The organism is Melioribacter sulfuriphilus (assembly GCF_051488685.1).
Lineage (GTDB): Bacteria > Bacteroidota > Ignavibacteria > Ignavibacteriales > Melioribacteraceae > Melioribacter.
The window spans coordinates 203,693-226,712 of record NZ_JBPSEH010000001.1 but is presented as its reverse complement, the minus strand read 5'-3'; the positions used below and the strand labels follow the sequence as shown (position 1 = coordinate 226,712).

General features: G+C 37.6%; 20 protein-coding genes. 15 read left to right on the top strand and 5 right to left on the bottom strand.

Annotation, left to right across the window (positions count from 1 at the left end; all coding sequences use genetic code 11):
• Nucleotides 1-11: 11 nt before the first annotated feature.
• The 7 genes from ACSSV9_RS00980 (at nucleotide 12) to ACSSV9_RS00950 (ending at nucleotide 10,099) form a co-directional block, all read left to right on the top strand.
• Nucleotides 12-752 (top strand): DUF5131 family protein, encoded by a 741-nt coding sequence (locus tag ACSSV9_RS00980; protein ID WP_437345368.1) that lies wholly within the window; start codon nucleotides 12-14, stop codon nucleotides 750-752.
• A 353-nt stretch (nucleotides 753-1,105) separates the two neighbouring features.
• A complete protein-coding gene (locus ACSSV9_RS00975; RefSeq protein ID WP_437345367.1) occupies nucleotides 1,106-1,396 on the top strand; it encodes a GIY-YIG nuclease family protein in 291 nt (96 codons plus the stop codon).
• A gap of 551 nt (nucleotides 1,397-1,947) precedes the next feature.
• Nucleotides 1,948-3,171, top strand: coding sequence for a dicarboxylate/amino acid:cation symporter (locus ACSSV9_RS00970; protein ID WP_437345366.1), 1,224 nt, complete (start codon nucleotides 1,948-1,950; stop codon nucleotides 3,169-3,171).
• 40 nt (nucleotides 3,172-3,211) lie between these two features.
• Complete coding sequence (locus ACSSV9_RS00965; RefSeq protein WP_437345365.1) at nucleotides 3,212-5,989, top strand: DUF8487 domain-containing protein; 2,778 nt, start codon at nucleotides 3,212-3,214, stop codon at nucleotides 5,987-5,989.
• Nucleotides 5,990-6,244: 255 nt separating this feature from the next.
• On the top strand, nucleotides 6,245-8,083 hold the full coding sequence (locus ACSSV9_RS00960) for a glycoside hydrolase family 2 protein (RefSeq protein ID WP_437345364.1): 1,839 nt from the start codon (nucleotides 6,245-6,247) through the stop codon (nucleotides 8,081-8,083).
• Nucleotides 8,084-8,240: 157 nt separating this feature from the next.
• On the top strand, nucleotides 8,241-9,356 hold the full coding sequence (locus ACSSV9_RS00955; protein ID WP_437345363.1) for a DUF6544 family protein: 1,116 nt from the start codon (nucleotides 8,241-8,243) through the stop codon (nucleotides 9,354-9,356).
• Between the two features lie 89 nt (nucleotides 9,357-9,445).
• The gene (locus tag ACSSV9_RS00950; protein ID WP_437345362.1) at nucleotides 9,446-10,099 is read left to right on the top strand and encodes a hypothetical protein; all 654 of its coding nucleotides are present in this window, start codon (nucleotides 9,446-9,448) and stop codon (nucleotides 10,097-10,099) included.
• A gap of 25 nt (nucleotides 10,100-10,124) precedes the next feature.
• Here ACSSV9_RS00950 and ACSSV9_RS00945 read toward each other — a convergent pair whose 3' ends face one another.
• Both ACSSV9_RS00945 and ACSSV9_RS00940 read right to left on the bottom strand, forming a co-directional pair.
• Nucleotides 10,125-11,996 carry a pectate lyase family protein gene (locus ACSSV9_RS00945; RefSeq protein ID WP_437345361.1) on the bottom strand — a complete coding sequence of 624 codons (1,872 nt, stop codon included), beginning with the start codon at nucleotides 11,994-11,996 and terminating at the stop codon, nucleotides 10,125-10,127.
• A gap of 61 nt (nucleotides 11,997-12,057) precedes the next feature.
• Nucleotides 12,058-14,355, bottom strand: a complete 2,298-nt coding sequence (locus ACSSV9_RS00940; RefSeq protein ID WP_437345360.1) for a TonB-dependent receptor — start codon at nucleotides 14,353-14,355, stop codon at nucleotides 12,058-12,060.
• A gap of 81 nt (nucleotides 14,356-14,436) precedes the next feature.
• Between ACSSV9_RS00940 and ACSSV9_RS00935 the strand changes: the two genes are divergently transcribed.
• From ACSSV9_RS00935 to ACSSV9_RS00915, 5 genes are read left to right on the top strand one after another with little or no spacing between them, the layout of a single operon-like run.
• On the top strand, nucleotides 14,437-15,921 hold the full coding sequence (locus ACSSV9_RS00935; protein WP_437345359.1) for a hybrid sensor histidine kinase/response regulator: 1,485 nt from the start codon (nucleotides 14,437-14,439) through the stop codon (nucleotides 15,919-15,921).
• Between the two features lie 9 nt (nucleotides 15,922-15,930).
• A complete protein-coding gene (locus ACSSV9_RS00930; protein WP_437345358.1) occupies nucleotides 15,931-16,443 on the top strand; it encodes a UpxY family transcription antiterminator in 513 nt (170 codons plus the stop codon).
• Nucleotides 16,444-16,448: 5 nt separating this feature from the next.
• On the top strand, nucleotides 16,449-17,453 hold the full coding sequence (locus tag ACSSV9_RS00925) for a 3'-5' exoribonuclease YhaM family protein (protein WP_437345357.1): 1,005 nt from the start codon (nucleotides 16,449-16,451) through the stop codon (nucleotides 17,451-17,453).
• Nucleotides 17,454-17,468: 15 nt separating this feature from the next.
• Complete coding sequence (locus ACSSV9_RS00920) at nucleotides 17,469-18,242, top strand: tetratricopeptide repeat protein (protein WP_437345356.1); 774 nt, start codon at nucleotides 17,469-17,471, stop codon at nucleotides 18,240-18,242.
• A 16-nt stretch (nucleotides 18,243-18,258) separates the two neighbouring features.
• Nucleotides 18,259-19,002, top strand: a complete 744-nt coding sequence (locus tag ACSSV9_RS00915) for an SIR2 family NAD-dependent protein deacylase (RefSeq protein WP_437345786.1) — start codon at nucleotides 18,259-18,261, stop codon at nucleotides 19,000-19,002.
• Here the strand turns inward: ACSSV9_RS00915 and ACSSV9_RS00910 are convergent.
• Together ACSSV9_RS00910 and queE are read right to left on the bottom strand one after the other, a co-directional pair.
• A complete protein-coding gene (locus tag ACSSV9_RS00910; RefSeq protein WP_437345355.1) occupies nucleotides 18,988-19,404 on the bottom strand; it encodes a 6-pyruvoyl trahydropterin synthase family protein in 417 nt (138 codons plus the stop codon). The genes ACSSV9_RS00915 and ACSSV9_RS00910 overlap by 15 nt on opposite strands.
• Complete coding sequence (queE, locus tag ACSSV9_RS00905) at nucleotides 19,404-20,042, bottom strand: 7-carboxy-7-deazaguanine synthase QueE (RefSeq protein WP_437345354.1); 639 nt, start codon at nucleotides 20,040-20,042, stop codon at nucleotides 19,404-19,406. Before queE ends, ACSSV9_RS00910 begins: the two co-directional genes overlap by 1 nt.
• A gap of 133 nt (nucleotides 20,043-20,175) precedes the next feature.
• Here queE and rpsT point away from each other — a divergent pair, with 133 nt between their 5' ends.
• Nucleotides 20,176-20,442, top strand: coding sequence for a 30S ribosomal protein S20 (rpsT, locus tag ACSSV9_RS00900; RefSeq protein ID WP_437345353.1), 267 nt, complete (start codon nucleotides 20,176-20,178; stop codon nucleotides 20,440-20,442).
• Between the two features lie 39 nt (nucleotides 20,443-20,481).
• On the opposite strand, the gene ACSSV9_RS00895 is transcribed toward rpsT, so the two are convergent.
• The gene (locus tag ACSSV9_RS00895; RefSeq protein WP_437345352.1) at nucleotides 20,482-21,990 is read right to left on the bottom strand and encodes an NTP transferase domain-containing protein; all 1,509 of its coding nucleotides are present in this window, start codon (nucleotides 21,988-21,990) and stop codon (nucleotides 20,482-20,484) included.
• 122 nt (nucleotides 21,991-22,112) lie between these two features.
• On the opposite strand from ACSSV9_RS00895, the gene ACSSV9_RS00890 reads away from it, so the two are divergent.
• Together ACSSV9_RS00890 and ACSSV9_RS00885 are read left to right on the top strand one after the other, a co-directional pair.
• Nucleotides 22,113-22,568 (top strand): hypothetical protein, encoded by a 456-nt coding sequence (locus ACSSV9_RS00890; RefSeq protein ID WP_437345351.1) that lies wholly within the window; start codon nucleotides 22,113-22,115, stop codon nucleotides 22,566-22,568.
• Nucleotide 22,569: 1 nt separating this feature from the next.
• On the top strand, nucleotides 22,570-22,989 hold the full coding sequence (locus ACSSV9_RS00885; protein ID WP_437345350.1) for an archease: 420 nt from the start codon (nucleotides 22,570-22,572) through the stop codon (nucleotides 22,987-22,989).
• The last annotated feature ends 31 nt before the right edge of the window (nucleotides 22,990-23,020 follow it).

The window sequence follows — 23,020 nt, the reverse complement described above, 5'->3', positions numbered from 1 at the left end:
AAGAGAAATAAATGAAAACAACAAAGATCGAATGGACTGAAAAAGTCTGGAATCCAAGCATTGGGTGTGATAAAATTTCTGCTGGTTGTAAATTCTGCTATGCAGAAATTTTTTCCAGACGATTAAAGGCAATGGGCGTTGAAGATTACAAAGATGGATTTACTTTTAAGATATTACCGCATCGTCTGGAAGAACCGCTAAAGATTAAAAAGCCAACAAAATTTTTTGTTAATTCAATGAGTGATTTATTCCACGAACAAATGCCATTTGAATATCTTGATATGATATTTGAAGTAATAAAAAAAACACCACAACACATTTATCAAATACTTACTAAGCGAGATACACTAATGCTGGAATATTTTTCAAATCGAAATGTTCCCAACAATGTTTGGCTTGGGGTAAGTGTTGAAAATGCAACTTATAAAAAAAGGATAGATACACTAAGAGAAGTAAAAGCTTCAATCAGATTTATTTCATTTGAACCGCTTATTGGTTCCGTAGGTAAAGTAAATTTAAAAGATATTCATTGGGCAATTGTGGGTGGCGAATCTGGAAAAAAAGCCAGGGCAATTAAATCAGCATGGGTGAACGAATTATTTGAACAATGTAAAGAACAGGGTGTTGCATTTTTCTTTAAGCAATGGGGTAGTTGGGGCGCAGATGAAGTAAAACGAAGCAAGAAAGCCAATGGTAGGTTATTCAAAGGGAAAGTATGGAATGAATATCCATTGAGTGTGACCCAGAGATAGATAGTCTTGCGTATAGTTACATGGGCATCTTAATGATTAGTAAAAAATTATTACTAAATAAATATCTCTGTTTTAGTGATAAAAAAAGAAAATAATCACCGATTCCAGAGGAAACGCATAGGATGAATTGACGCTCGTTTCGGTACGCACTTCGTTCTACATTTCGATAAACTCAATGCTTCGCTCAACGAGCGATTACGTCCTCGGTTGCTGAGTAGTTCTTCGATAGAAGAACGTATCGAAGCAACCGCCAGCGCTCGTTTCGATACGCACTTCGTGCTACTCAACGAGCGGAAGATATTTCGGTTGCTGAGCTTGTCGAAGCAACCGCCATAACAATGAGGATTGTAGCCATGAAAGGATATGTATACATCCTTCGTTGTTCCGATGGGTCATATTACACAGGCAGTACAAATGATTTGGAACGCAGACTATGGCAGCACCAAAATGGTGAAGGAGCAAATTACACAAAGAAGAGACTTCCTGTAGAGTTGGTGTATTACGAAGAGTACGAACGAATAGATGAGGCATATTACAGAGAAAAACAAATTCAGGGATGGAGCAGGAAGAAGAAAGAAGCTCTTATAGAAGGTCGTTTTGAGGATTTATCTGTGCTTGCAAAAAAGCATGGAAAAAAGAAATAAATCGCTCGTCTCGGTACACTTCGTTACTCGACGAGCGGAAATCATCCCGCGGTTGCTGAGTAGCGAAGCGTATCGAAGCAACCGCCAGCGCTCGTTTCGATACGCACTTCGTGCTACATTTCGATAAACTCAATGCATCGCTCAACGAGCGGAACACCCCGCGGTCGTTGAGTAATGAAATGTATCGAAACGACCGCTAATGCTCGTCTCGGTACACTTCGTTACTCGACGAGCGATTACGTCCTCGGTTGCAGTGTAATTCTTCGATAGAAGAACGTATCGAAGCAACCGTCATTAGAAGATCTTCCATGTGTTGTTCAATTTATTCGATTTCAAGAAAAAAATTGTAGAAGCTAAAGAAATCATATCTGCCTTATTTTATATCCTCTGTAGTAAAAAGAAATTAACCACTCCTGTCCCAACTTGTTGCTGCTTTTAAATATGCCCGTCAATCTCTTTTTATTATATTATTATTACAATTTTTCGATGTGGACTATAATCGATAGTTCGCTTCTTTATCAATTGTATTTATTAAAAATATCGGGGTATTTATGAAGTTTTTAAAGTCCCTTACTTTCTGGATTTTTATAGGTTTTGCTTTCGGTATTTTGTTCGGTTATATATTTAAGGAAAGCATATTACCTCTTGCCAATCCAATGGCGACAATTTTTATCAATACCTTAAAAATGATTGTCATGCCAATCATTATCTTTTCAATTGCCAGTGGAATTCTGAATATCGAATCAGGAAAGGAATTAAAGAGGCTCGGTATTAAAACTTTTTCATATTATTTGATTACTACTGCTCTTGCTATCTTGACCGGTCAAATTCTGGTTTTACTTGTAAAACCCGGCTCAAATATAACCAATCTGGTTTCTGCTGAAGTGGATAATATACCTGCTACTGAGGGAAGCATTATCGATATTCTGATCAATATAATACCTACAAATCCATTCAAAGCTATGGCTGAAGGAAATGTAATACAGGTGATCTTTTTTATGATATTATTTGCTTTAGTTATTATGCAATTCGAGGATAAATACCGTACGTTTTTCAACGATTTTTTCCAGGGCGGATTCAATGTTATGATGGAAATGGTACGCTGGATTGTCTGGCTGGCTCCCATTGGTGTATTTGGTATCGTTGCAGGTATTGTTGCCGAAACTGGATTCGATGCAATTATTGGATTGATGAAATATTTCTTTACGGTTTTAAGTGGACTCCTTATTCACTCGATTATTACTCTACCGCTTATCCTCTCGCTCTTCGGTAATATGAATCCATGGCTCCATTTTAAGAATATGCTACTCGCTATTGAAACTGCATTTTTTACAAGTTCGTCAATGGCAACTCTGCCAATTACAATGGACTGCGTAATCAATAACGATAAAGTCGAACCTAAAGTAGCCAATTTTGTGCTGCCCATCGGAGCTACAGTCAATATGGACGGCACGGCGCTTTACGAAGCCGTTGCGGTTATTTTTATCGCACAGGCTTACGGTATTGAACTGACTTTTGTTCAGTTAGCAATTGTCTTAGTGACAACCATACTGGCTTCGATTGGTGCGGCTGCAATTCCAATGGCGGGATTTGTTATGATTACAGTTATTCTTAAAGCTGTTGGTCTTCCGCTTGAAGGGGTCGGATTGGTTCTTGCTGTCGATAGGTTACTCGATATGGTGCGTACGACTGTAAATGTATGGAGCGACTCGTGCGGCGCCGTGGTTGTAAATAATTTGAGCCGTAAAGAGATATTAGTTCGTTCTGATAGTTAGTTGTTTCATTTTTATTTTTTTATTAACGCAAGGCACTGAAATGAAAAAGAAGTTCTATATGGCAATTAGTTTTGTTTTTCTTCTTTTATCATGTAGCAATGAAAAAATATTCGTTAGAGACGAAATCGATCTATCGGGAGTATGGCAATTCCAGCTCGACCCTGAAAATGCTGGCATTGAAAAAAAATGGTACGACAGAAATTTGATCGATTCCATTTCGCTTCCCGGTACAACAGACTCGAATAAAAAAGGCTTTCTTAATACTGATACGACAACTCTACACCTGAACAGGGAATTCAAATATGAAGGTGCCGCCTGGTATCGCAAAAAAATTATTGTACCTGAAAATTTCAAAGGCAAACATATTGAACTGATGCTCGAAAGAACCAAACCTTCTATGCTCTGGATTGACGATAAATACATCGGTAATTCATTCCTGCTGCAGTCACCTCAGCATTACGACATCTCGAATGTTCTTACACCTGGAACTCATTTCATCACTTTGAGAATTGATAACGATCTGAAATTGACTCCTTACGGAAATGTCCATATCTACAGTGACGATACTCAAACCAACTGGAATGGAATTATCGGTAAAATTTATATCGAATCATGTGAAAAAACTTTTATAAAGGAATTACGCGTTCAACCTGAAATTAATAAAAACAAAGCAGAGGTTATTATTGGACTCGAAAATGGTTTAAAACTATCAACAGTCGATATTGAATTGAATGTTGCTATAGTTAATAATGGAGTTAAAGATGGACAAAAATCAGTTGAATATAAAATGCCTGCAGATTCAGTAATTCGCCTTGAATATATTTTTGAAGATGCTCCATTATTATGGGATGAATATAATCAGCCGCTTTATGAATTGACTGTTTTGATTAAGAGTAAAAAAATAATCGATAGTAAAACTGTGAAGTTTGGCATGCGTGAATTTAGGGCTGAAAGAAAACAATTTTCGATAAATGGACGGAAAACATTTTTGAGGGGAAAACATGAAGCGGCTGTATTTCCGTTGACAGGTTTTACTCCGACAGATGTCGAAAGCTGGATGAGAGTATTCAAGATTGCAAAAGCCTACGGTATCAATCATTACAGATTTCACAGCTACTGCCCGCCTGAAGCGGCATTCGAAGCAGCCGACCGCATCGGAATTTATCTTCAAGCTGAACTTCCATTCTGGGGAGGGCTCGAGTCGGATTCGATTGCATCAAAACTTAAAGCTGAAGGGATCGGAATACTCAGAAGTTACGCCAATCACCCATCTTTTGTTATGTTAGGAGCCGGTAATGAAATCTGGGCGGGTCACGACCGCATTGCAATGATTATTTCTGAATTAAAATCTATTAACTCCAGCTTGCTCTACACAACGGGAGCAAATAACAATATAGGATATCGAGCACCAGATGAAATTTCCGACTATTATATCGGCGCCAGGACTCCTTATTTGCATGATACTACTCTTACACACTTACGACTATCACAGGCATTTGCCGATTCTAAAGACGGCGGAATTCTCAATAGTTTTTATCCATCAACACAAATTAATTTTGACTATCCCGTAAGTCAAATCAGTATTCCTGTAATAAGTCACGAAGTTGGGCAGTATCAAATTTATCCTGATTACAATGAGATAATAAAATATACAGGTGTGTTAAAGCCGTGGAATTTAGAAGTTTTCCGCAAGAGAATGATTCAAAATGGATTGGCGGGCATGGATAAAGATTTTCAAAAAGCCTCGGGTGCATGGTCAGCTATCTGTTACAAAGCAGAAATTGAAGCTGCATTGAGAACTAAAGATCTTGCGGGTTTCCAGTTGCTCGATTTACAGGATTTTCCTGGACAGGGAACTGCTCTTGTTGGAATCCTTGATGCATTTATGGAAAGCAAAAATGTGGTGTCAATCGATAACTGGAAACAATCCTGTAACGATGTTGTGCTGCTGGCTGAATTCCCGAAATATTGCTGGCGATCGAATGAAAGTTTCCTGGCAAATATAAAAATTGCAAACTATTCGAATAAGGAAATTATCGAAAATGTTGAGTGGGAATTGACAAATGGAAAAGAAGTCATTGCATCGGGCAAAGTAAAAAATTACAAAACAACTCCGGGTAAACTTTCAGACGCTGGAAAAATCAAAACAAAATTATTTTCAGAAACACCAGTAAAACTGAATCTGAAATTGAATTACGGTCATTACAAAAATGAATATCCCCTGTGGGTTTATCCATCAGATAAAGTCGAACTAAATTTAAAAGATATTATAGTTACTGATAGGATCGACGATAAAATTAGTGCAGAACTTCGAAGAGGAAAAAAAGTACTTCTCTTTCCAGATCATAAATTGATCAAAGAAAAAAGCGTTGAAGGTTTATTCATCCCCGATTTCTGGAATTACGGCATGTTTAAACAAATTAGCGAAATGAACAAACGACCTGTATCCCCTGGCACTCTCGGAATTCTTACCGATCCAGATCATCCATTATTCAATAACTTCCCGACAGATTTTCACACCAACTGGCAGTGGTTCTCGATAATAAAAGCCTCTCGTCCTTTGATTTTGAATAAACTTACGGATTATAAACCAATTGTTAGTATGATTGATAACCTCGAACGGAACTACAGGCTTGGACTTATTTTCGAATTTAAAGTTGGCAATGGTTCATTGCTTGTGTGCATGTCGAATCTAAATAAAATTAAAGATTATCCCGAAGCGTACAATCTTTACAAATCGATTCTGAATTATATGCAGTCGGATAAGTTCAATCCATCGTATCGTATTGATGAAAGACAATTGAAAGAATTATTCTGAAAAATATTATCTGGAGCAACATACTTTCTGCGTTGTTTTATATTGTTGATTTGTTATAAATTCACTCGAGGACAGAAGATAAGTCAATTATTCATTGACTTCTTCTTTAAGATAAAAATGATTAATCAATCAATTGCTATTGTCTTCTATTCCTTGAAAAGAACGAGGGTCAATCCGACTCATATTAACTTAATTAAAAGATAAATTGGTTATATTAACATTCGTCATTTTTACATAAAAAGAAAAGAGGATTAGATGAAGCGCTTTGCAACCCTTCTGCTTGTTTTCCTTTTATTTTCTTCGATGCATTCACAGAATAAAAATACCTGCAAAACCGATCTAATTACGAATGTAATCAACAGAGAATTGACTTCACTGAATGGAAGATGGAATTATATTATCGACCCGTATGAAAACGGCTTTTATAATTACAGGCGTCAGCCGTACGATGAAATAGGCGATCGTACAGGCGGATTTTATTCGAACAGAAAACCAGTCGATAAAACTGATCGGGTCGAATATGATTTCGATTTAGCTCCTGCGATGACAATCCCCGGCGACTGGAATTCTCAGGTAAACGAACTTAAACTTTATGAAGGAACGGTCTGGTTCAAAAGAGATTTTCAAATAAAGAAAAAAGCTGGCAAACGATATTTTCTCTACTTTTGTGCTGTCAATTATGAAGCGCACGTTTATTTAAACGGCAAAAAACTCGGCGTTCATATCGGTGGTTTTACCCCGTTTAATTTTGAAGTGACCGAACTGTTAAATGAAGGCAGTAATTTTGTCGTTGTAAAAGTTGATAATAAAAGGAGAATGGACGGAGTGCCAACAGTCAATACCGACTGGTGGAACTACGGAGGAATAACTCGTGACGTTTATCTGATAGAAACCAACGATACGTTTATTCGTGATTTCAAATTGCAATTGAATAATAGCGATCCCGAACTGATTGAAGGTTTTGTACAACTCGACGGAAGCAAATTTGAGCAAAACGGAATTATCACAATCGCAGAGGCAAGTGTTAAGCATAAATTCAAAACCGATGAAAATGGATATGCTGAATTTAAGATACGCGTAAAAAACCTGAATTTATGGAGTCCCGAAAATCCATTTATTTATGATGTGAAAATCGAGACGGAAACTGATACGCTGAAAGATAAAATTGGATTCCGTACAATTGCCGTTAAAGGTACTGACATATTGTTGAACGGCAAGTCGATATTTTTACGAGGCATATGTATACACGAAGAGAATCCGTTAAAAACTGGCAGGGCATATAGCGAAGCCGAAGCCCTGATGCTGCTCAACTGGGCAAAGGAGCTCAATTGTAATTACGTACGCCTGGCTCACTATCCTCATAACGAGTATATGGTTAGAACAGCTGAAAAGTTAGGACTCCTCGTATGGGAAGAAATTCCGGTCTACTGGACAATTCAATGGGAAAACGAATCTACTTTCCAGAATGCAATGAGCCAGCTCGAAGAGATGATCGTCAGGGATAGAAACCGCGCAAATGTAATCATCTGGTCGATGGGTAACGAAACGCCCGTAACTGAAGAGCGAATTCGATTTATGAGTAAACTTGCAGAAAGAGCCAGAGAACTCGACGGCAGTAGATTGATATCTGCCGCGCTCGAAGTTCATCGTCGAGATAACGAACCATTTACTTACGTTGTTGACGATCCACTTGGAAAATATCTCGACGTGTTGTCGTTCAATGAATATATTGGATGGTACGACGGCAAACCCGACAAGTGCAGCAAAATTAATTGGGTATTCGGTTACGATAAACCCGTATTAATAAGCGAAACAGGTGCGGGCGCATTGCAGGGTTACAACGCTGATAACCTTACTGTCTGGTCGGAAGAACATCAAGCCTATTTCTACAAAAAACAAATTGAAATGATCAGTAAACAAAAACAAATAAAAGGAATGACTCCATGGATTCTTGTGGATTTTCGCTCGCCGAGAAGACAACATCCAGTTTACCAGAATTTCTGGAACAGAAAAGGTCTGGTTTCCAGCTCCGGTATTAAAAAGAAAGCTTTTTTCATACTGAAAAACTTTTACGACAAAATTCAAAACCAATAACCAAAAACCAAGAACAACGAACAAAGAACAAAGAACAACGAACAACGAACAACGAACAACGAACAAAGAACAAAGAACAAAGAACAACGAACAACGAACTACGAACAAAGAACAAAGAACAACGAACAAAGAACTAAGAACAACGAACAAAAATCACATGCGCACATTTGTATTGATAATATTGAGTTTCCACGGTATAATTCATCTATTCGGTTTTATAAAAGCCTTTAATCTTGCAAAAGTTGAGCAGTTAAAGAGTCACATTTCGAAGCGGGACGGATTGTTATGGTTAATAGCAACAATTCTGTTTCTGTCTGCAGCGATATTATATTCGCAAGATTTTTATTTATGGTGGGTGGTGTGTTCAGCGGGCATTGCAATTTCGCAGTTTCTAATTTTCAAGTACTGGCGGGATGCAAAATACGGCACGTTAGTCAATCTTATTTTGATTGTTCCAGTAATTGTGATTGCTGCAGATAGTTTGCCAGTCGGTTTTAAAGCCGAATTCAAGACAGAAGCACTCAAAAGAATTTCTTCAAGCGGACAAAAGTTGATTGTGACTTCTTCCAACATTGAACATTTGCCTTTGCCTGTAAAGAAATATTTGTTATATACGGGCGTAGTTGGAAAACCGCGCGTTTACAATTTCAAAGCCGTAACCGAAGGGGAAATAAAAACTTCACCCGATTCGAAATTTCTTAAATACACTTCTGTACAATACAATTTTATTGATAGTCCGGCACGTATTTATTTAATTCGGTCTTCACTTTATGGCATTCCTTTCGAAGGCCTGCATACTTATATCGATTCAAATGCTATTATGAGGATCAGGCTTGCGTCATTTTTTAATGTTGCCGAAGCAAAAGGTGATATTATGAATAAAAGCGAAACCGTAACTATGTTCAACGACCTTTGCCTTCTTGCACCGGGCGCTTTAATCGATAGAAAAATTAAATGGTTTCCCATTGATTCGCTTACTGTAGATGCGGTTTTTGAAAATGCTGGTAGTAAAATAAAAGCCCGACTCTATTTCAATGCAAAAGGTGAACTCGTTAATTTCGAATCCAGCGACAGATACGAATCGAGTGATGGTAAAACATACAGGAATTACAAATGGAGTACTCCTGTCAAAAATTATCGCAATTTTGGGGATGTAAAACTTGCGTCCTACGGCGAGGCTGTCTGGCATGAACCCGATGGAAAATTTATTTATGCTAAGATGTATGTTAAAAATGTCGATTATAATGTGAAATCATTCTCATCCGAAAAATAGTTTTTGAATATTTATTCTGTCCATTGCATCTAATCCGACGGAGTTAATATTTAATTGTGTATTATTACGTTCAAAAAAAATAGTGATTGATGAATCCTTACATACAAATTTTTCTGGGAAGTCTGTTGTTGAGTCTGGCTCATGCTTTGATTCCGAGCCACTGGTTGCCACTGGTAACAATAGGAAAAGCTGAAAAATGGTCACAGAAGGAAACTCTTAAAATTACTGCAGTAACGGGTTTCTCCCACACTTTAAGTACTGTAATCATCGGTATTGTTGTGGGAATTGTTGGATACAAGCTTTCGGAATCGTATCATCTGATTACACATTTTTTTGCTCCTGCTGTGTTGATATTTCTCGGACTAATTTACTTATCACTCGAATATCGCCATAAATTTATCAAACATCCTCACAAACATCATCACATTGATATCGATCATATAATCGATAAGAAAAAGAATAAAAGATCAATTGTGCTTACTTTAATGATTGCCATGTTCTTTTCGCCGTGCCTTGAAATTGAAATATATTATTTAAGTGCCGGAAGGATGGGCTGGAGCGGGATTGCTATCGTATCGGTAGTCTACTTTTTTGTAACTGTCTTCTTTATGATGCTACTCGTTTATCTGGTTGGAAAAGGAATGAATAAACTTAAATGGGAATTCCTCGAACACCACGATAAATTGTTTACTGGGCTTATATTAATTATTGTTGGATTGCTTGCATACTACATCGAATATTAATGCGTAGAAAAAGCTAAACGAACTATCATTTCAGCAAAAGGAGTTTTATTGTCTTTGAATACTTGCCGGCATTAAGTCTGCATAAATAAAGTGACGAAGCTGATTTACCAAATTCGTTCATCGACAATCTATAGGTGTGATTCCCTTTGATTTGGTGCTCGCTAATTAACGTTTTCAACTCTCTACCAAGTAAATCATAAACTTTTAATTCGACAAACGAATTTTCTGGCAGGTAATACTTTATTGTCGTTGAGGGATTAAATGGATTGGGATAACATTCAATATCAAAATTAGATGGATTTTCCATAACGATATCAGTGATAACAGAATTCTGAATTATAGCTGGTAATATTTCGGGGTCGTCAGGTGTATAATTATATGGTACTTCATAGTTGCAACCATCGACTGCAAGGATACTTGAATTTACGAGGTAATTGTTAAAAAGTAATGCATAGCCTTTTTCTACACTGTAATCGGACATAACTGCTTTGCCGACATTTTCAAAATAATTGTTTTCTACTCTAACCCAGGCACCCATTCTTGTATTGATTGCAGTATTACAATTCTTATAATAATTATTGAAAATATGAGCTCTACCGAATCGAATACTTGGAAGTCTCGACTCGCAATTATCAAATAAATTGTGGTGGAAGGTCACGCGTATAACTGTGTCGGCATATTGTTCATCTCCCGAACTAATAAGTATGGTTTTATAATGGTCGTGAAAGTGTGACCAGGAGACGGTAATAAATGAAGATTCGTTTTTAATGTCGAGCAATCCATCGTAATAATCGATACCGTGATTTCTATCGGAGAAAAATTCGCAATGGTCAATCCATATATTTTGCGATTTCCCGTTTATTTCCAGCGCATCCTGAGGTTTTACATGCGAAATTGTAATATTCTTCACAATAACATTCCGCGCGTTGTTGATTGAAAGTTCAATCCCTTTCAGATAATTTACCACTCCAGTACCAATTAATGTTTTATCGGAAGTAACAGTGACAACATCTTCTCCTTCGAGCATACCTTCAAATTGGACATAATAAGGTTGTGGGCTTCCAAGATATTTTTTCAGGTCGTCGAGCGAACGAGCTGTTACTGTATCCCCGAGTGCCCCGCCGATTAACGTAAACGTGGTTCCTCTGTCGTCCAGAATACCGGCATAGCCGATTAAGTTAGTGTCCTGTTGAATTCCCGAAGGCAGGAAACGTGCAGTAACTTCGACATTCTGCTCAATTTTAAATGTAAATATCGAGTCATTAGATGTGTGAGTTCCCATCCAGCAATCGAGAAAATAGCCCGGGTTTGGATGTGCCGTGAGTGTAATTTCTGTACCGGCATCGTAATAGTCTTTTACGGGTGTATACGAAACAGTTCCCCACTCTAAGTTATTTGTATTTATGTTTACTGTGTAAGATGGCGTACAGTTGTCTGGTAAAATTTCACCACCTAAGATCTTAAAATAATCGTAATTGCCAAGCCCTTTTTCGGCTAATGCTTCAATTCGAATTTTGTGACTTCCGCTTAGGAGAAAAACTTTTAGAGTATCAGATTCCCGCCAGTTTTTCCAGTCGACCGTGGTGGGGAAGTAGACTGTATCAATAATTACGTTGCCATCGATTACAAGTCGAGCATTCCGATCGTCGGTGCCACCAACTGCATAACGCCAGATGAAAGAATATTCTTTATTCTCCGAAACATAAATTTGCCAGCTGATGCTTTTACCAATGCCAAAGTCCGTATCTGCATAGCCTTCTCCTGTATAACCCGAAACGCTACTGTCGATTTTACCATCTACTGAACAAAAACCGATTTCATTTTCCTGAATTATTGTTTCCTGAGAAAATATCAACTGAAAACTTAGAAATAAAAATATCGGGATTAACTTTTTCATTGCTGAATTAAATTTAATTGGACGATTAAATTTAATTCGCAGAAATCACTATAACAAGTACTTAAAATTCAAGACTGATACCGATCGAGGGTAAAATTCCAATAGAAGATTGTACATCGACTTCCTTTTTTCTATCGTCCCAGCTAATTTCATTTGAACTTTTGTTGTTATAGATATTTTGAATGTCGATATAAGTAATTAATGCAAAGTTTTCGAAATACCATCTTTTGTCGACTCTTATATCGAGAGAGTGAAAAGGTTTGAATCTGAGTGAATTATATTTTTCAACTAACTGTTTGCCGTCTGGTTCAAAAGGCGTATAAGGATTTCCAGTGGCAAATCGGAATTTCAACGAGCCTTCTAAAGTTGAGTTAAAGATATATCCACCACTTAGATTTATTATCCATTTCTGGTCGTATTTGCCGGGTCTTTCAACTCCATCGAGTGCAGTAAAAATAGATTCGTTCCACGTTACGCTTAATATACCATAGTGAGGAATATCGGAAGATTTCTTCTGTATAGAGACTTCGATGCCTCTTGCAAATCCTTTTCCTGAACTGACAAGCGTTTCTAAAGCAAATGAAGAAAAATTATCGGTACTACCACCAAAGCCAGCTCCTGTGTTTGTAAGTATCAAATAAGGTCGCAGTTTACTGACCGGGTAGTCGTTATAATATTTATAATATGCTTCTGCTTTTAATCGCATGTCATCTCTTAATTTTAATTCGTAACCGGCAATCAACTGGTTTGCTCTGATTGCACGTAAGCTCTTGTTTTCTTCTGAACCTGCCAGCCATATATACGAAGGGCTTTGATAGTAAACTCCACCGGATATTGATATTGCCTGACTTGGGTCGAGCATGTAAGAAACAGAGACGCGGGGTGCAAGATAAAATCGTGAGGTTAAAAAGCTGTAATAATCTGCTCTCAATCCGACATTAAATAAAAACATCCCCGCCGTAGTAGAATATTGTACGTAACCAGCGTACTTACTATAACGTTCATTTAATTTCAGTTCGCCCACATTTAATGTGTCGCCGTATGAAGTTACAAATTGCGGGAAAAAAATATCCGTTTTGAATTTAACCGACTTTAATATAACTCCGAGATTAATTTCAGACCGATTGTTCAATTTGTAAACAGCATCGAACTTAAGCGTGTTTTCGCCTTCAATAGAGTTGTTTAGAAAAATTGGGGTTAAGTTCGTATCCTTTTGAGAAGCGTTGATCTCAAAAAAATTTCTGCTCAGAGATATATCGTAAAAACCTCTGTCGTAAATGTGACGGTAAGACAGCCCTGTTAAATACTCATTCTGATTCGAACCGAGTATACGAGAGTTTTCGTAGAGATCGTCGGAGTTATTGTTGTTGTATTTAACTTTGTCGAAAGCACCTAAGAACAAAAAACTGAGCGAGTTTTTGCTGTCGATCTTATGGTCGTATTTAGCGAGTGCGTCATAGTACTCCGGTACAAAATTAAATCCCGCAGCGTCGAAAATGAAGTCGAGATAACTTCTTCTGGCTGATATTATAAAACTGGAATTTCCCGATACAGGACCTTCGAAGTCGAGTCCGAACTGAGTGGCAGAGATCGTAGCTTTACCACCGAGACGGTCAGTACGTCCCTCTCTTAAATCGATTCTCAAAACAGATGAAATTTTGTCGCCATATGCTACAGAAAAGCCTCCTGTCGAAAAGTTTGTTTCTCTGACGAAATCAAGATTAACATAACTTAAAGGACCACCTGTGGCGCCCTGACTTCCGAAATGATTTATGTTTTGAACAGGATATCCGTTTACAAGATATAAATTTTCCGATGGAGCTCCACCGCGTACTATCAGGTCGTTGCGTCCCGGACTTGCTTGTGCAATTCCAGGTAGTACAGAAAGTGCTCGAATTACATCTTCAAAACCACCCGGCGCCCGACGAATTTCTTCGTAACTGAAATTTGCAGTGCTATTTAATTCGTACGGATCTGAATTGAAGTAACCTGAGCTTACTGTAACGCTTTCTATCTCGATTACCTTTTGTTTCAATTCAATCAATAATTCTGCAGGACGGACATTTGTTACGATTATTTCGGACTTAGTTATAGGTTCATAGCCTATGAAAGAAGCTTTTATTTGATATCTGCCAGGTTCGAGATTTCCTATCTCAAAATTACCATCAGCATCGCTGGCAGCTCCTTTATTTGTACCGATTAATACAATATTTACTCCAGGTAAAGGTTCTTTTGTGTCTCTATCAACAACCCGTCCGGTAATTTTTCCGTTTTGTGCAAATATTCCACACGATAATACGAATAAAATAATTATTAGATTTTTCATAACTTCGTTAAATTTTTTTTTTGATAAACGCATTCAAATTAAAATAGGTTCCGTTACTTAATGAAGTAATTGCAATTATTTTTTATATTTGCTTCAAAATTAAGCATTACTTTTATGACAGGCGACACTCTGGACATAGAGACACTCAATTACATTAGTAAAAATTCGCGTGATTTTTTTATCTGCATCTGGAAAGAGGGCGAAATTGAATTTTATTCGGATAACGTAAATTTGATTTTAGGCTATACAGTTGAAGAATTGAAAAGAATGAAAGAAGGGCATCTATCACTTGTTGCCGAAGAAGATTCAGAGTACCTGAGAAATCGGTTCCTCGAGTTTGATGGCGATTCTTCATTGAACAAACTTGAAATCGAATACCATTGCCTCAGCAAAAACAGTACGACACTTTATCTGAAAGAAATTGTCAGCTCGGTAAGAGATAACGAGGGCAATATAGTCAGGCGTGATTCTATCGTGTTCAACCTTACTGAAATTAAAAAGCAGGAAGTAGAACTACTGTCGGAAAACAGGAGATTAAAAGAAATAAATGAGAATAAGGACAAATTTATATCGATTATATCGCACGACTTGAAATCACCATTTACAACCCTGCTGGGATTTTCTGAAATTCTTCTGAACGAGAGGGATTTATCTGAAGAAGAAAGAAACGAATATATTCGTTACATCTACGAAGCTTCTAAGAGCGAATTGAATTTAATTAATTGCCTGCTCGACTGGTCGCGACTTCAAACCGGAAGAGTAAAAGTGGAAGCTTCGAGATTAAATGTGAGAACTACAATTGCAAACGCAATAGCAACGCTTACTGGCGAAGCCGTACGCAAGAACATTTCAATACATATTGATATACCTCCCAGTTTGTATATGTTCGCCGACGAGCGGTTAATCTCGCAGGCTGTAGTTATTCTGGTTAGTAATGCAATTAAATATTCTCACAAAGGTAAAGAAGTTCAAATTACGGCGCAGCGTTTTAAAGAAGGTATTATCGAAATTGTTGTTAAGGACGAAGGACTTGGCATCTCGGAAGAGAATCAGACAAAATTGTTCCGTATCGATCAGAAATTTGTTTTGGCCGGAACCGAAGGTGAAAAAGGGAGCGGTCTTGGACTTACTCTCATGAAAGAAATAATCGATAAACACAACGGAAAAGTCTGGCTCTATTCTGAAGAAGGAAAAGGAAGCGAATTCCATTTTACAGTGCCCGAAGCCAAATATATAATTTTACTTGTTGAAAACAATCCAGATGATATCAGTTGCATTACAAAGTTGATTAATGAAAATCTTCCGCAATTCGAAATCAAACTTGTCAAAAATGGCTACGACGTTATTAAGTTTTTAAAGGAAGAAATTCCTGCCGTTATTATTGCAAATCACGAAATGCCTTTGATGAAAGGGTTTCAACTGGTGGAAGCCGTTTATAAACACGATGCACACAAAAATATTCCATTTATTATTATGATGAATGGACAAGACGATGAAAATGCCAGGAAATATACACGCCAGGGAGTATTTAAGGTTCTTATAAAACCGCTTGAACCAGAAGAGTTTAAAAATACAATTAAAGATTCTTTATTTTTATGAGGGTATAAAATGATTGAAAGAGACGCGCACAAACGAAACTGGTTTGCGCTCTATACAAAACCGAGGCACGAATTTAAAGCCCAGCAACAACTTCATGAACTCTTTATCGAGCATTACCTTCCCGTAATTGAAGTTGTTCGTAAATGGAGTGACCGTAAAAAGGTTATTAAAGAACCACTCTTCCGTAGTTATATTTTTATTAAAGCCGATGAAAAAGAACGACTTATTGCGCTGCATCAACCTTCTATCGTCAGAACAATTTGCAGCGAAGGTAAGCCGTCGATTATTCCTGAATGGCAAATCGATAACATCAAAATTTTACTGCAGGAAAAACCACAAGTCTTTGTGTCCAACAAAATTGAGATCGGCACAAAAGTTAAAATAATCGAAGGACCTTTTACAGGAATTATTGGGCAGGTAACTCAATACAACAACGAAAAGTGGCTTTCTGTTAGTGTCGATCTTCTCAAACGCTCAATACTCTTAAAGCTTCCTGCAAACTGCGTGGTTAAACAGGTGTAACAGTTATGGAAATTAAAAGGATAAACGAAGTAAGTCCCAATGAAGAATTTATTGCTTTTTTGTTGATTTCGAAGGTCGAACTTAAAACCAAGAAAAATGGTCAACCGTATTTATCGCTGGAACTCAAAGATAAAACGATGACTTTTCCAGCGGTGATGTGGGAAAATTTCGACGAAATCAAAAATGAACTTGAGCCGGGGAGAATTATTAAAATTCAGGGTACAATTTCAGAATACAACGGCGAACAACAAATAAAAATTACGAGATTGAGGGTTGCAAATGAAACCGACGAAGTTCAGCTCGAAGATTTTTTGCCCGCATCTAAGAGGCCGCTCGATGAAATGCTCGACGAATTTAACCGCGTGACAGACTCAATTCAAAATGAATTTTTGAAGAAATTAATTGATTCGATTTTCGACGGCCAGCTCAAAGAACGATTTTTAATGACACCGGCAGGTAAATCGTGGCATCATGCATATCTACATGGTCTGCTTGAACATACACTTGAAATAGTAAAAATTTGTGATCTGATGGCAACTTTTCATCCCGAAATAAATCGCGACCTTTTGATTACGGGTGCTTTGTTGCATGATATTGGCAAGACAGAAGAGCTGGATTATCGAAAAGCTTTCGGATATACGGATAAAGGTAGTCTGCTTGGGCATATAACAATTGCAGCAATCGAGGTGGAAAAAGCAATCGATAAAATTGAAGGTTTCCCTGAAGAATTGAAGAATCAAATACTCCATTTGATTTTGAGTCATCAGGGCAAACTCGAATTTGCATCGCCTGTTGTTCCCAAAACACTCGAAGCTATTGTTCTCTACCAGTCTGACGAACTGAGTGCAAAAGCTAATGCATACAAGCATGCAATTCTTGCCGAAAGCGAGAGCGATAAAAAATGGACTAAATATATTTACCTGGCAGAAACTAATCTCTATATTCCCGATGGTCTCCAAAAAAACGAAACAGACGAGGGCAAAATTAACGAGGAAGGTAACCATCCATAAAAAGGCGGGGTTGTTATGAAAAAGCTAAATGTCGTTTTACTTCTATTATTATTACCTCTCTATGCCCAGATGGCTCAAACTGTCGATGAACTGATTTCGAAAGGCGATTCTTATTACAAATCGTTTGACAATCAAAAAGCACTTGAGCTCTACAATAGAGCCGAGAAGCTGGAGCCAGGTAATTATGAAATACTCTGGCGCATCAGTCGTGCTTATGTGGACATCGGGGAACACATGCCATCGAGTACAGATGAACAAAAGGACGAACAACTTAAAATGTTTCAGAAAGCTCTCGAATATGCCGAGAAAGCTGTTAAAGCTGCTCCTAATAAATCAGTTAATTACTTGAGAAGAGCTATTGCCAATGGTAGAATTGCCCTTTATAAAGGAGTATTTTCGGTAGCCTCAGTAGTAAATTCCGTCAAAGCTGACCTCGAAAAAGCAATTCAATTGGGCAACGGCGGCAACGACATTCAAGCAATTGCCCATTATGTACTGGCTCGTACGCATGCCAAAACCAGTGAAAAATGGAAACCCGCCCGATCAGTTCTCGGACTCGGCTGGGCAGATAATGAAATTGCCATTAAAGAATATAAAAAGGCGATCGAACTTAAACCGAATTTCGTAATGTTTTATGTCGATTATGCGCACTCATTAATTCGTGAAGATGACTATGAAACTGCTCGGAAAGTGTTAAATAAAGCTCTCGAAAGTCCAATTGAAGACGAAGACGATGCTATCAGAAAGCAGGAAGCCAGAGAATTGTTAAACAAAATCAAAAACAAATGATATGAAACGCGAGGAATTGAAAGAAGAATTTATTGAGAAACTAAGGAGTGCCGAAAAGTTAGTTTTTTTTACAGGTGCTGGAATTTCTGCCGAAAGCGGCATCGCTACTTTTCGCGGACAGGACGGTATCTGGAATAAGATGAAACCCGAAGAACTGGCAAACTTCGACGCTTTTCTGAGAAATCCAAAATTAGTTTGGGATTGGTACAAACACCGTCAAGAAATTATATCCAGCACAAAGCCGAATCCGGCTCATCTGGCTATTGCTCAGCTGGAAAAATACTACGACGTAACTGTAGTTACTCAAAATATCGATAATCTTCACAGAAGAGCAGGTTCATCGAAGATATTCGAACTACATGGAAATATCGAACGTAATTACTGTATCGAATGCAGGACTTTTTACAATTCGCCTGAATTAGAATTTCGGGGTGGTATTCCGAAGTGCGAAAAATGCGGTGGGTTAATTCGTCCAGATGTTGTCTGGTTCGGCGAAATGCTACCTCAGGATCAATTTAAAGGCGGCGAAGAGGCGGCAGCTTTGAGCGATATCTGTTTTGTTGTGGGTACCTCCGCAGTCGTCTATCCTGCAGCTTATATACCATTTACCGCCAGAGAATCGGGTTCATATCTTGTTGAGATTAATATTGAACCCACAGAAATCAGTAGCGTGGTGAACTATTCGATTTTCGAAAAAGCAGGCACTGTTTTGCCGCTGATTGTCGAAGCAGTTAGCGAAATTAAATCACCTCAAACTTAATTCTTCTTCAGCATAACTGTTTTCGGTTTCAAGCACACGGACTTTCACTTTATTAATATTCTCTGGAAGTCCGGCTTTTTTTATTCTGTCTAATAAATAAATACAAATATTTTCGGCAGTCGAATCAAAATCGACAATCACGGTTTTGCTATCGAGAGACCTTAAAAGATTCATTAATTCAGTGTCTTTTGAACAGACCATAAAAGAATGATCCATTTCTTCAATTATCGGGTCGATTATTCTTTTTAATTCATAGTAGTCGAGTACCATGCCGTTTTGATCCGTTGTGCCGTCAATTTCAACCATGCAGCGATATGTGTGACCGTGTAGATTTCTGCATTTCCCTTTATGAAAAGGAAGACGATGACCCATTTCCCATTTGAATTCTTTTGCTATTTTCATTATACACCTTTAGTTTCTGGTTTCCAGATATATTTATGCATTTGAAGCTGAAAACGGACATTAAGCTTGTCCTCCAGAATCCAGTTTACCAGCGTGACCGGCTCCAGTTTTCCAAATACGACCGAAAAGAGAATGCCGCATTTCTGGTCGAGTTCAAATTCTTTAATTTTTTTCAGACTCCATTCATAATCTTCTCGATCGCCGATGACAAATTTAACTTCGTCGCCAGGTTTGAGGTATTTGATATTTTCATAACGGTTTTTCTTTTCCATTTTACTCGAAGGGCATTTTAAATCCATGATAATCATAACACGTCTGTCTACTTTGTCGATGGGTAAGCTGCCACTGGTTTCGAGCATTACTTCGTAACCTTTATCGCATAATATTTTCATTAGATCGAGTGATTCTTTCTGAACGAGGGGTTCCCCGCCTGTGATTTCCACTAATTTGCAGCTGTACTGACTCACTTTTTCGATAATTTCTTCGATACTCATTTCAACGCCTTCATAAAAAGCATACTCGGTATCGCAGTATGTACATCTTAAATTACAATAAGTAAGACGCACAAAAACGCAGGGAATTCCAGCCCGCGAGCTTTCGCCCTGTATCGAAAAATATATTTCGTTTACCTTCAGCATAATCTTTTTTTTTTAACTGCTCAAAATAATAATATCCCGTGTCAGATTAAAGCTGGACTCTGGAGTTGATTTAGAATGAAAAAGAAAATATATTTACGAACGTTTTTTTTAATAAAATCAGGAAATCAGATTAATGGCTCATCATAAGTCGGCAATTAAGAGAATACGTCAGACAGAAAAAAGAACAAAAAGGAATAAAGCCGCGCTTTCTAAAGTAAAAACGTTGATTAAGAAAGTCTATTCTTCCGAGAATGTAGAAGTAGCTGAAAAGAATTTGAAAGAAGCTGTTTCGACTCTCGACAAAGAATCTGCCAGAGGAAGAATTCATAAAAACAATGCTGCGCGTAAAAAGGCCGCTTTGACAAAATTTGTTAACAAATTGACTGCCAAAGCCGAATAAAATCTTATTTAATTTGAATTTTCAGATTAAAGCCCTCCACTACAGGTGGGCTTTTTTATCTTCAATCGCATTAACCCCCTCCGCCTCTGGAATATAAAATCGCACTTTAAAGAGCGAGCCATCGGTATTGGGATTCTTTACAGTTTTGTTTATTAAGACGGAATGTTCTATCAGTAAATTCTCCCCGATTTCAGTGCCAAAAATATAAGTAGTTCCTTTTATCGTAACATCGTTCCCGATAACGACAGGAGAATCGTCGCTGCCTGTAATTCGAACGCCAGATTCGATTGCACAATTGTTCCCGATTTTAACCCGACCTTTTATAACGTCGTTCCAGAATATTTGTGTGTTGTCCCCGATTGTTATCTTTTGATTTTCAAAACAGGATAAATGCGCTCCATCGTGAATAATAATATTCCTACCGAGTTCAATCGAGCCGAGCAAAAAACAATTTTTGTTGAACTTAACATTGTAATTCGGTTTTACACCTTTACCAATATATGCACCTTTTCCTATTTCAATATCGAGAGGTTCTCCTTGCCTGTCCATTTCGAGTATATAATCGATAACCGCATCGTCGATAAAAAAGTCTTCAGGGTCGTGAATCATTACGATGTCTTTCAGTTTATTGTAAGCCAGCTCTCTTGCAATATTGTCCATCTCACGTAAAACAGATTTATTGTTGAAGCCCATAAGAACATACTGAGATTCTGGAGTTACGGCAGAAACTCTGTATCCATTCCGGTTAAATAATGATATCAGGTCTGTCAGGTAGATCTCTTTCTGGGCGTTGTCGCTCGATATTTTATTTATTAATTCCGAGAGCGGTTTGAATCGAAAAGCGAACACACCACTATTGAATTCCCTTATTTCGAGGAGCTCTTGTTTTGTAAATGAATATTTTTTCCCTTTGTAATAAGTGAAATAAGGTTCCGTGTCGCTTAAGTTCAGAATATCTTTATATTCGATTATTTCAATAACATTGCCTCTATCGTTAACAGAAGAATTGCCGTCGGCATCTTTATCTTTAACGCGCACAATTCTGCCGTAATAATTTTTCTCAATGTCTCCTTCGTAGATTCCAGTTAATACCATCATATCCGATGAGGATTCGAGGAATTTATTCCTGAAAAATTCAACAGTCTCAGCGTCGATTAATCCCATGTCGCCGGGAAAGATAAAAACATTTCCATTGTATTGAGTGGCATCGATTTTTTCAAGCGCAATTTGGACAGCGTGGCCTGTGCCCAGCTGCTGTTCCTGATATGCATAAATTAAAGATTCTTTTTTCCCTATTGTTTTAATTACGTCGTCAGCTTTTATGCCGACTACAAGAATTGTGTTAGCATTTTGAAGTCCGCGCTGACAGGCATTGTAAACCCGCTCTACTGTAGGAACTTCCCATATTTTATGTAACATTTTGGAGACTTTCGATTTGATTCTTTTTCCATGCCCTGCAGCAAGTATAATTGCTGTTTCTTTTTTTGTATTGTCAAATGAATCCGAATATTCATCTGTTAATTCCTTGAAATTATTATTGACGGACATCTAAAACCTCTGACTGGTTAATTTTGTAATTTTCGATTAATGAAAATAGTAAAAACTATCGAAGGAATTAATTTCTTTTACTATTTTTGTATTAAATTTTGCAAATCATCAGTGGGGTTTATATGAAAAAATTACTGGCAATTCTGCTTCTCTGTTTCATGATATCTAATTCTCATGCACAGAAAGAGGGATTTGGAATTGGAATTATGATTGGGGAACCGACAGGGATAAATGGAAAATACTGGCTTACCCAGTCGACTGCAGTTGACGGAGGAATTGCTTATTCATTCGCCAGAGAAAAAACAGCCGTTTCGCTCCATGCAGATTATTTGTATCATATTAACGACGTTTTCGAGTCGAGATACTCAATTCCTTTCTATTACGGTTTTGGATTGAGAATGAGATTTGTCGATGGGGCTGATAATTCATTCGGCGCAAGAGGAGTGGCAGGATTGGTATTCCAGAGCGATAAAATTCCAATCGATCTTTTCTTCGAATTTGTACCCGTATTTAATCTTTTCCCATCTACGAGTTTGGGACTCGATCTGGCTATCGGCGGACGTTACTATCTGAATTGATATGCCGTATAAATTTATTGAACATACGGCTGATATAGCTGCGGAAGTTTCGGGAAATTCTATTACAGAAATTTTCCTGACAGCTTACGAAGTATGGAAAGAAACTGTAGTTGAATCGTATGGAGTATCGACCGATCAGGAAAAAGAAATTCGACTTTCTGCACAATCCAATGAAGTTTTACTCGTCGAATTCTTAAGTGAACTGAATTATTTTCTCTTTACAAAAAAATGGTTTTGTCGGGATATTCCGTTTCTGGATATAATCGAAGAAGATAGTGGAATTAAACTGATAGCTTCTCTGAAAGGTGGACCGATTGAACCTGAACGGATTAAAATTGAAATTAAAGCCGTAACTTTTCATAATCTTAAAATCGAAAAAGCGGGAGACATTTTTAGAACGATTATAGTTTTCGACATCTAAAAATTTGTTTACACGGATAAATGATAGGCTT

Excerpts from the sequence above, each read along its gene's own strand:
- ACSSV9_RS00980 (WP_437345368.1), top strand. The coding sequence starts at position 12 with ATGAAAACAACAAAGATCGAATGGACTGAAAAAGTCTGGAATCCAAGC.
- ACSSV9_RS00975 (WP_437345367.1), top strand. The coding sequence starts at position 1,106 with ATGAAAGGATATGTATACATCCTTCGTTGTTCCGATGGGTCATATTAC.
- ACSSV9_RS00970 (WP_437345366.1), top strand. The coding sequence starts at position 1,948 with ATGAAGTTTTTAAAGTCCCTTACTTTCTGGATTTTTATAGGTTTTGCT.
- ACSSV9_RS00965 (WP_437345365.1), top strand. The coding sequence starts at position 3,212 with ATGAAAAAGAAGTTCTATATGGCAATTAGTTTTGTTTTTCTTCTTTTA.
- ACSSV9_RS00960 (WP_437345364.1), top strand. The coding sequence starts at position 6,245 with ATGAAGCGCTTTGCAACCCTTCTGCTTGTTTTCCTTTTATTTTCTTCG.
- ACSSV9_RS00955 (WP_437345363.1), top strand. The coding sequence starts at position 8,241 with ATGCGCACATTTGTATTGATAATATTGAGTTTCCACGGTATAATTCAT.
- ACSSV9_RS00950 (WP_437345362.1), top strand. The coding sequence starts at position 9,446 with ATGAATCCTTACATACAAATTTTTCTGGGAAGTCTGTTGTTGAGTCTG.
- ACSSV9_RS00945 (WP_437345361.1), bottom strand. The coding sequence starts at position 11,996 with ATGAAAAAGTTAATCCCGATATTTTTATTTCTAAGTTTTCAGTTGATA.
- ACSSV9_RS00940 (WP_437345360.1), bottom strand. The coding sequence starts at position 14,355 with ATGCGTTTATCAAAAAAAAAATTTAACGAAGTTATGAAAAATCTAATA.
- ACSSV9_RS00935 (WP_437345359.1), top strand. The coding sequence starts at position 14,437 with ATGACAGGCGACACTCTGGACATAGAGACACTCAATTACATTAGTAAA.
- ACSSV9_RS00930 (WP_437345358.1), top strand. The coding sequence starts at position 15,931 with ATGATTGAAAGAGACGCGCACAAACGAAACTGGTTTGCGCTCTATACA.
- ACSSV9_RS00925 (WP_437345357.1), top strand. The coding sequence starts at position 16,449 with ATGGAAATTAAAAGGATAAACGAAGTAAGTCCCAATGAAGAATTTATT.
- ACSSV9_RS00920 (WP_437345356.1), top strand. The coding sequence starts at position 17,469 with ATGAAAAAGCTAAATGTCGTTTTACTTCTATTATTATTACCTCTCTAT.
- ACSSV9_RS00910 (WP_437345355.1), bottom strand. The coding sequence starts at position 19,404 with ATGAAAATAGCAAAAGAATTCAAATGGGAAATGGGTCATCGTCTTCCT.
- queE (WP_437345354.1), bottom strand. The coding sequence starts at position 20,042 with ATGCTGAAGGTAAACGAAATATATTTTTCGATACAGGGCGAAAGCTCG.
- rpsT (WP_437345353.1), top strand. The coding sequence starts at position 20,176 with ATGGCTCATCATAAGTCGGCAATTAAGAGAATACGTCAGACAGAAAAA.
- ACSSV9_RS00895 (WP_437345352.1), bottom strand. The coding sequence starts at position 21,990 with ATGTCCGTCAATAATAATTTCAAGGAATTAACAGATGAATATTCGGAT.
- ACSSV9_RS00890 (WP_437345351.1), top strand. The coding sequence starts at position 22,113 with ATGAAAAAATTACTGGCAATTCTGCTTCTCTGTTTCATGATATCTAAT.
- ACSSV9_RS00885 (WP_437345350.1), top strand. The coding sequence starts at position 22,570 with ATGCCGTATAAATTTATTGAACATACGGCTGATATAGCTGCGGAAGTT.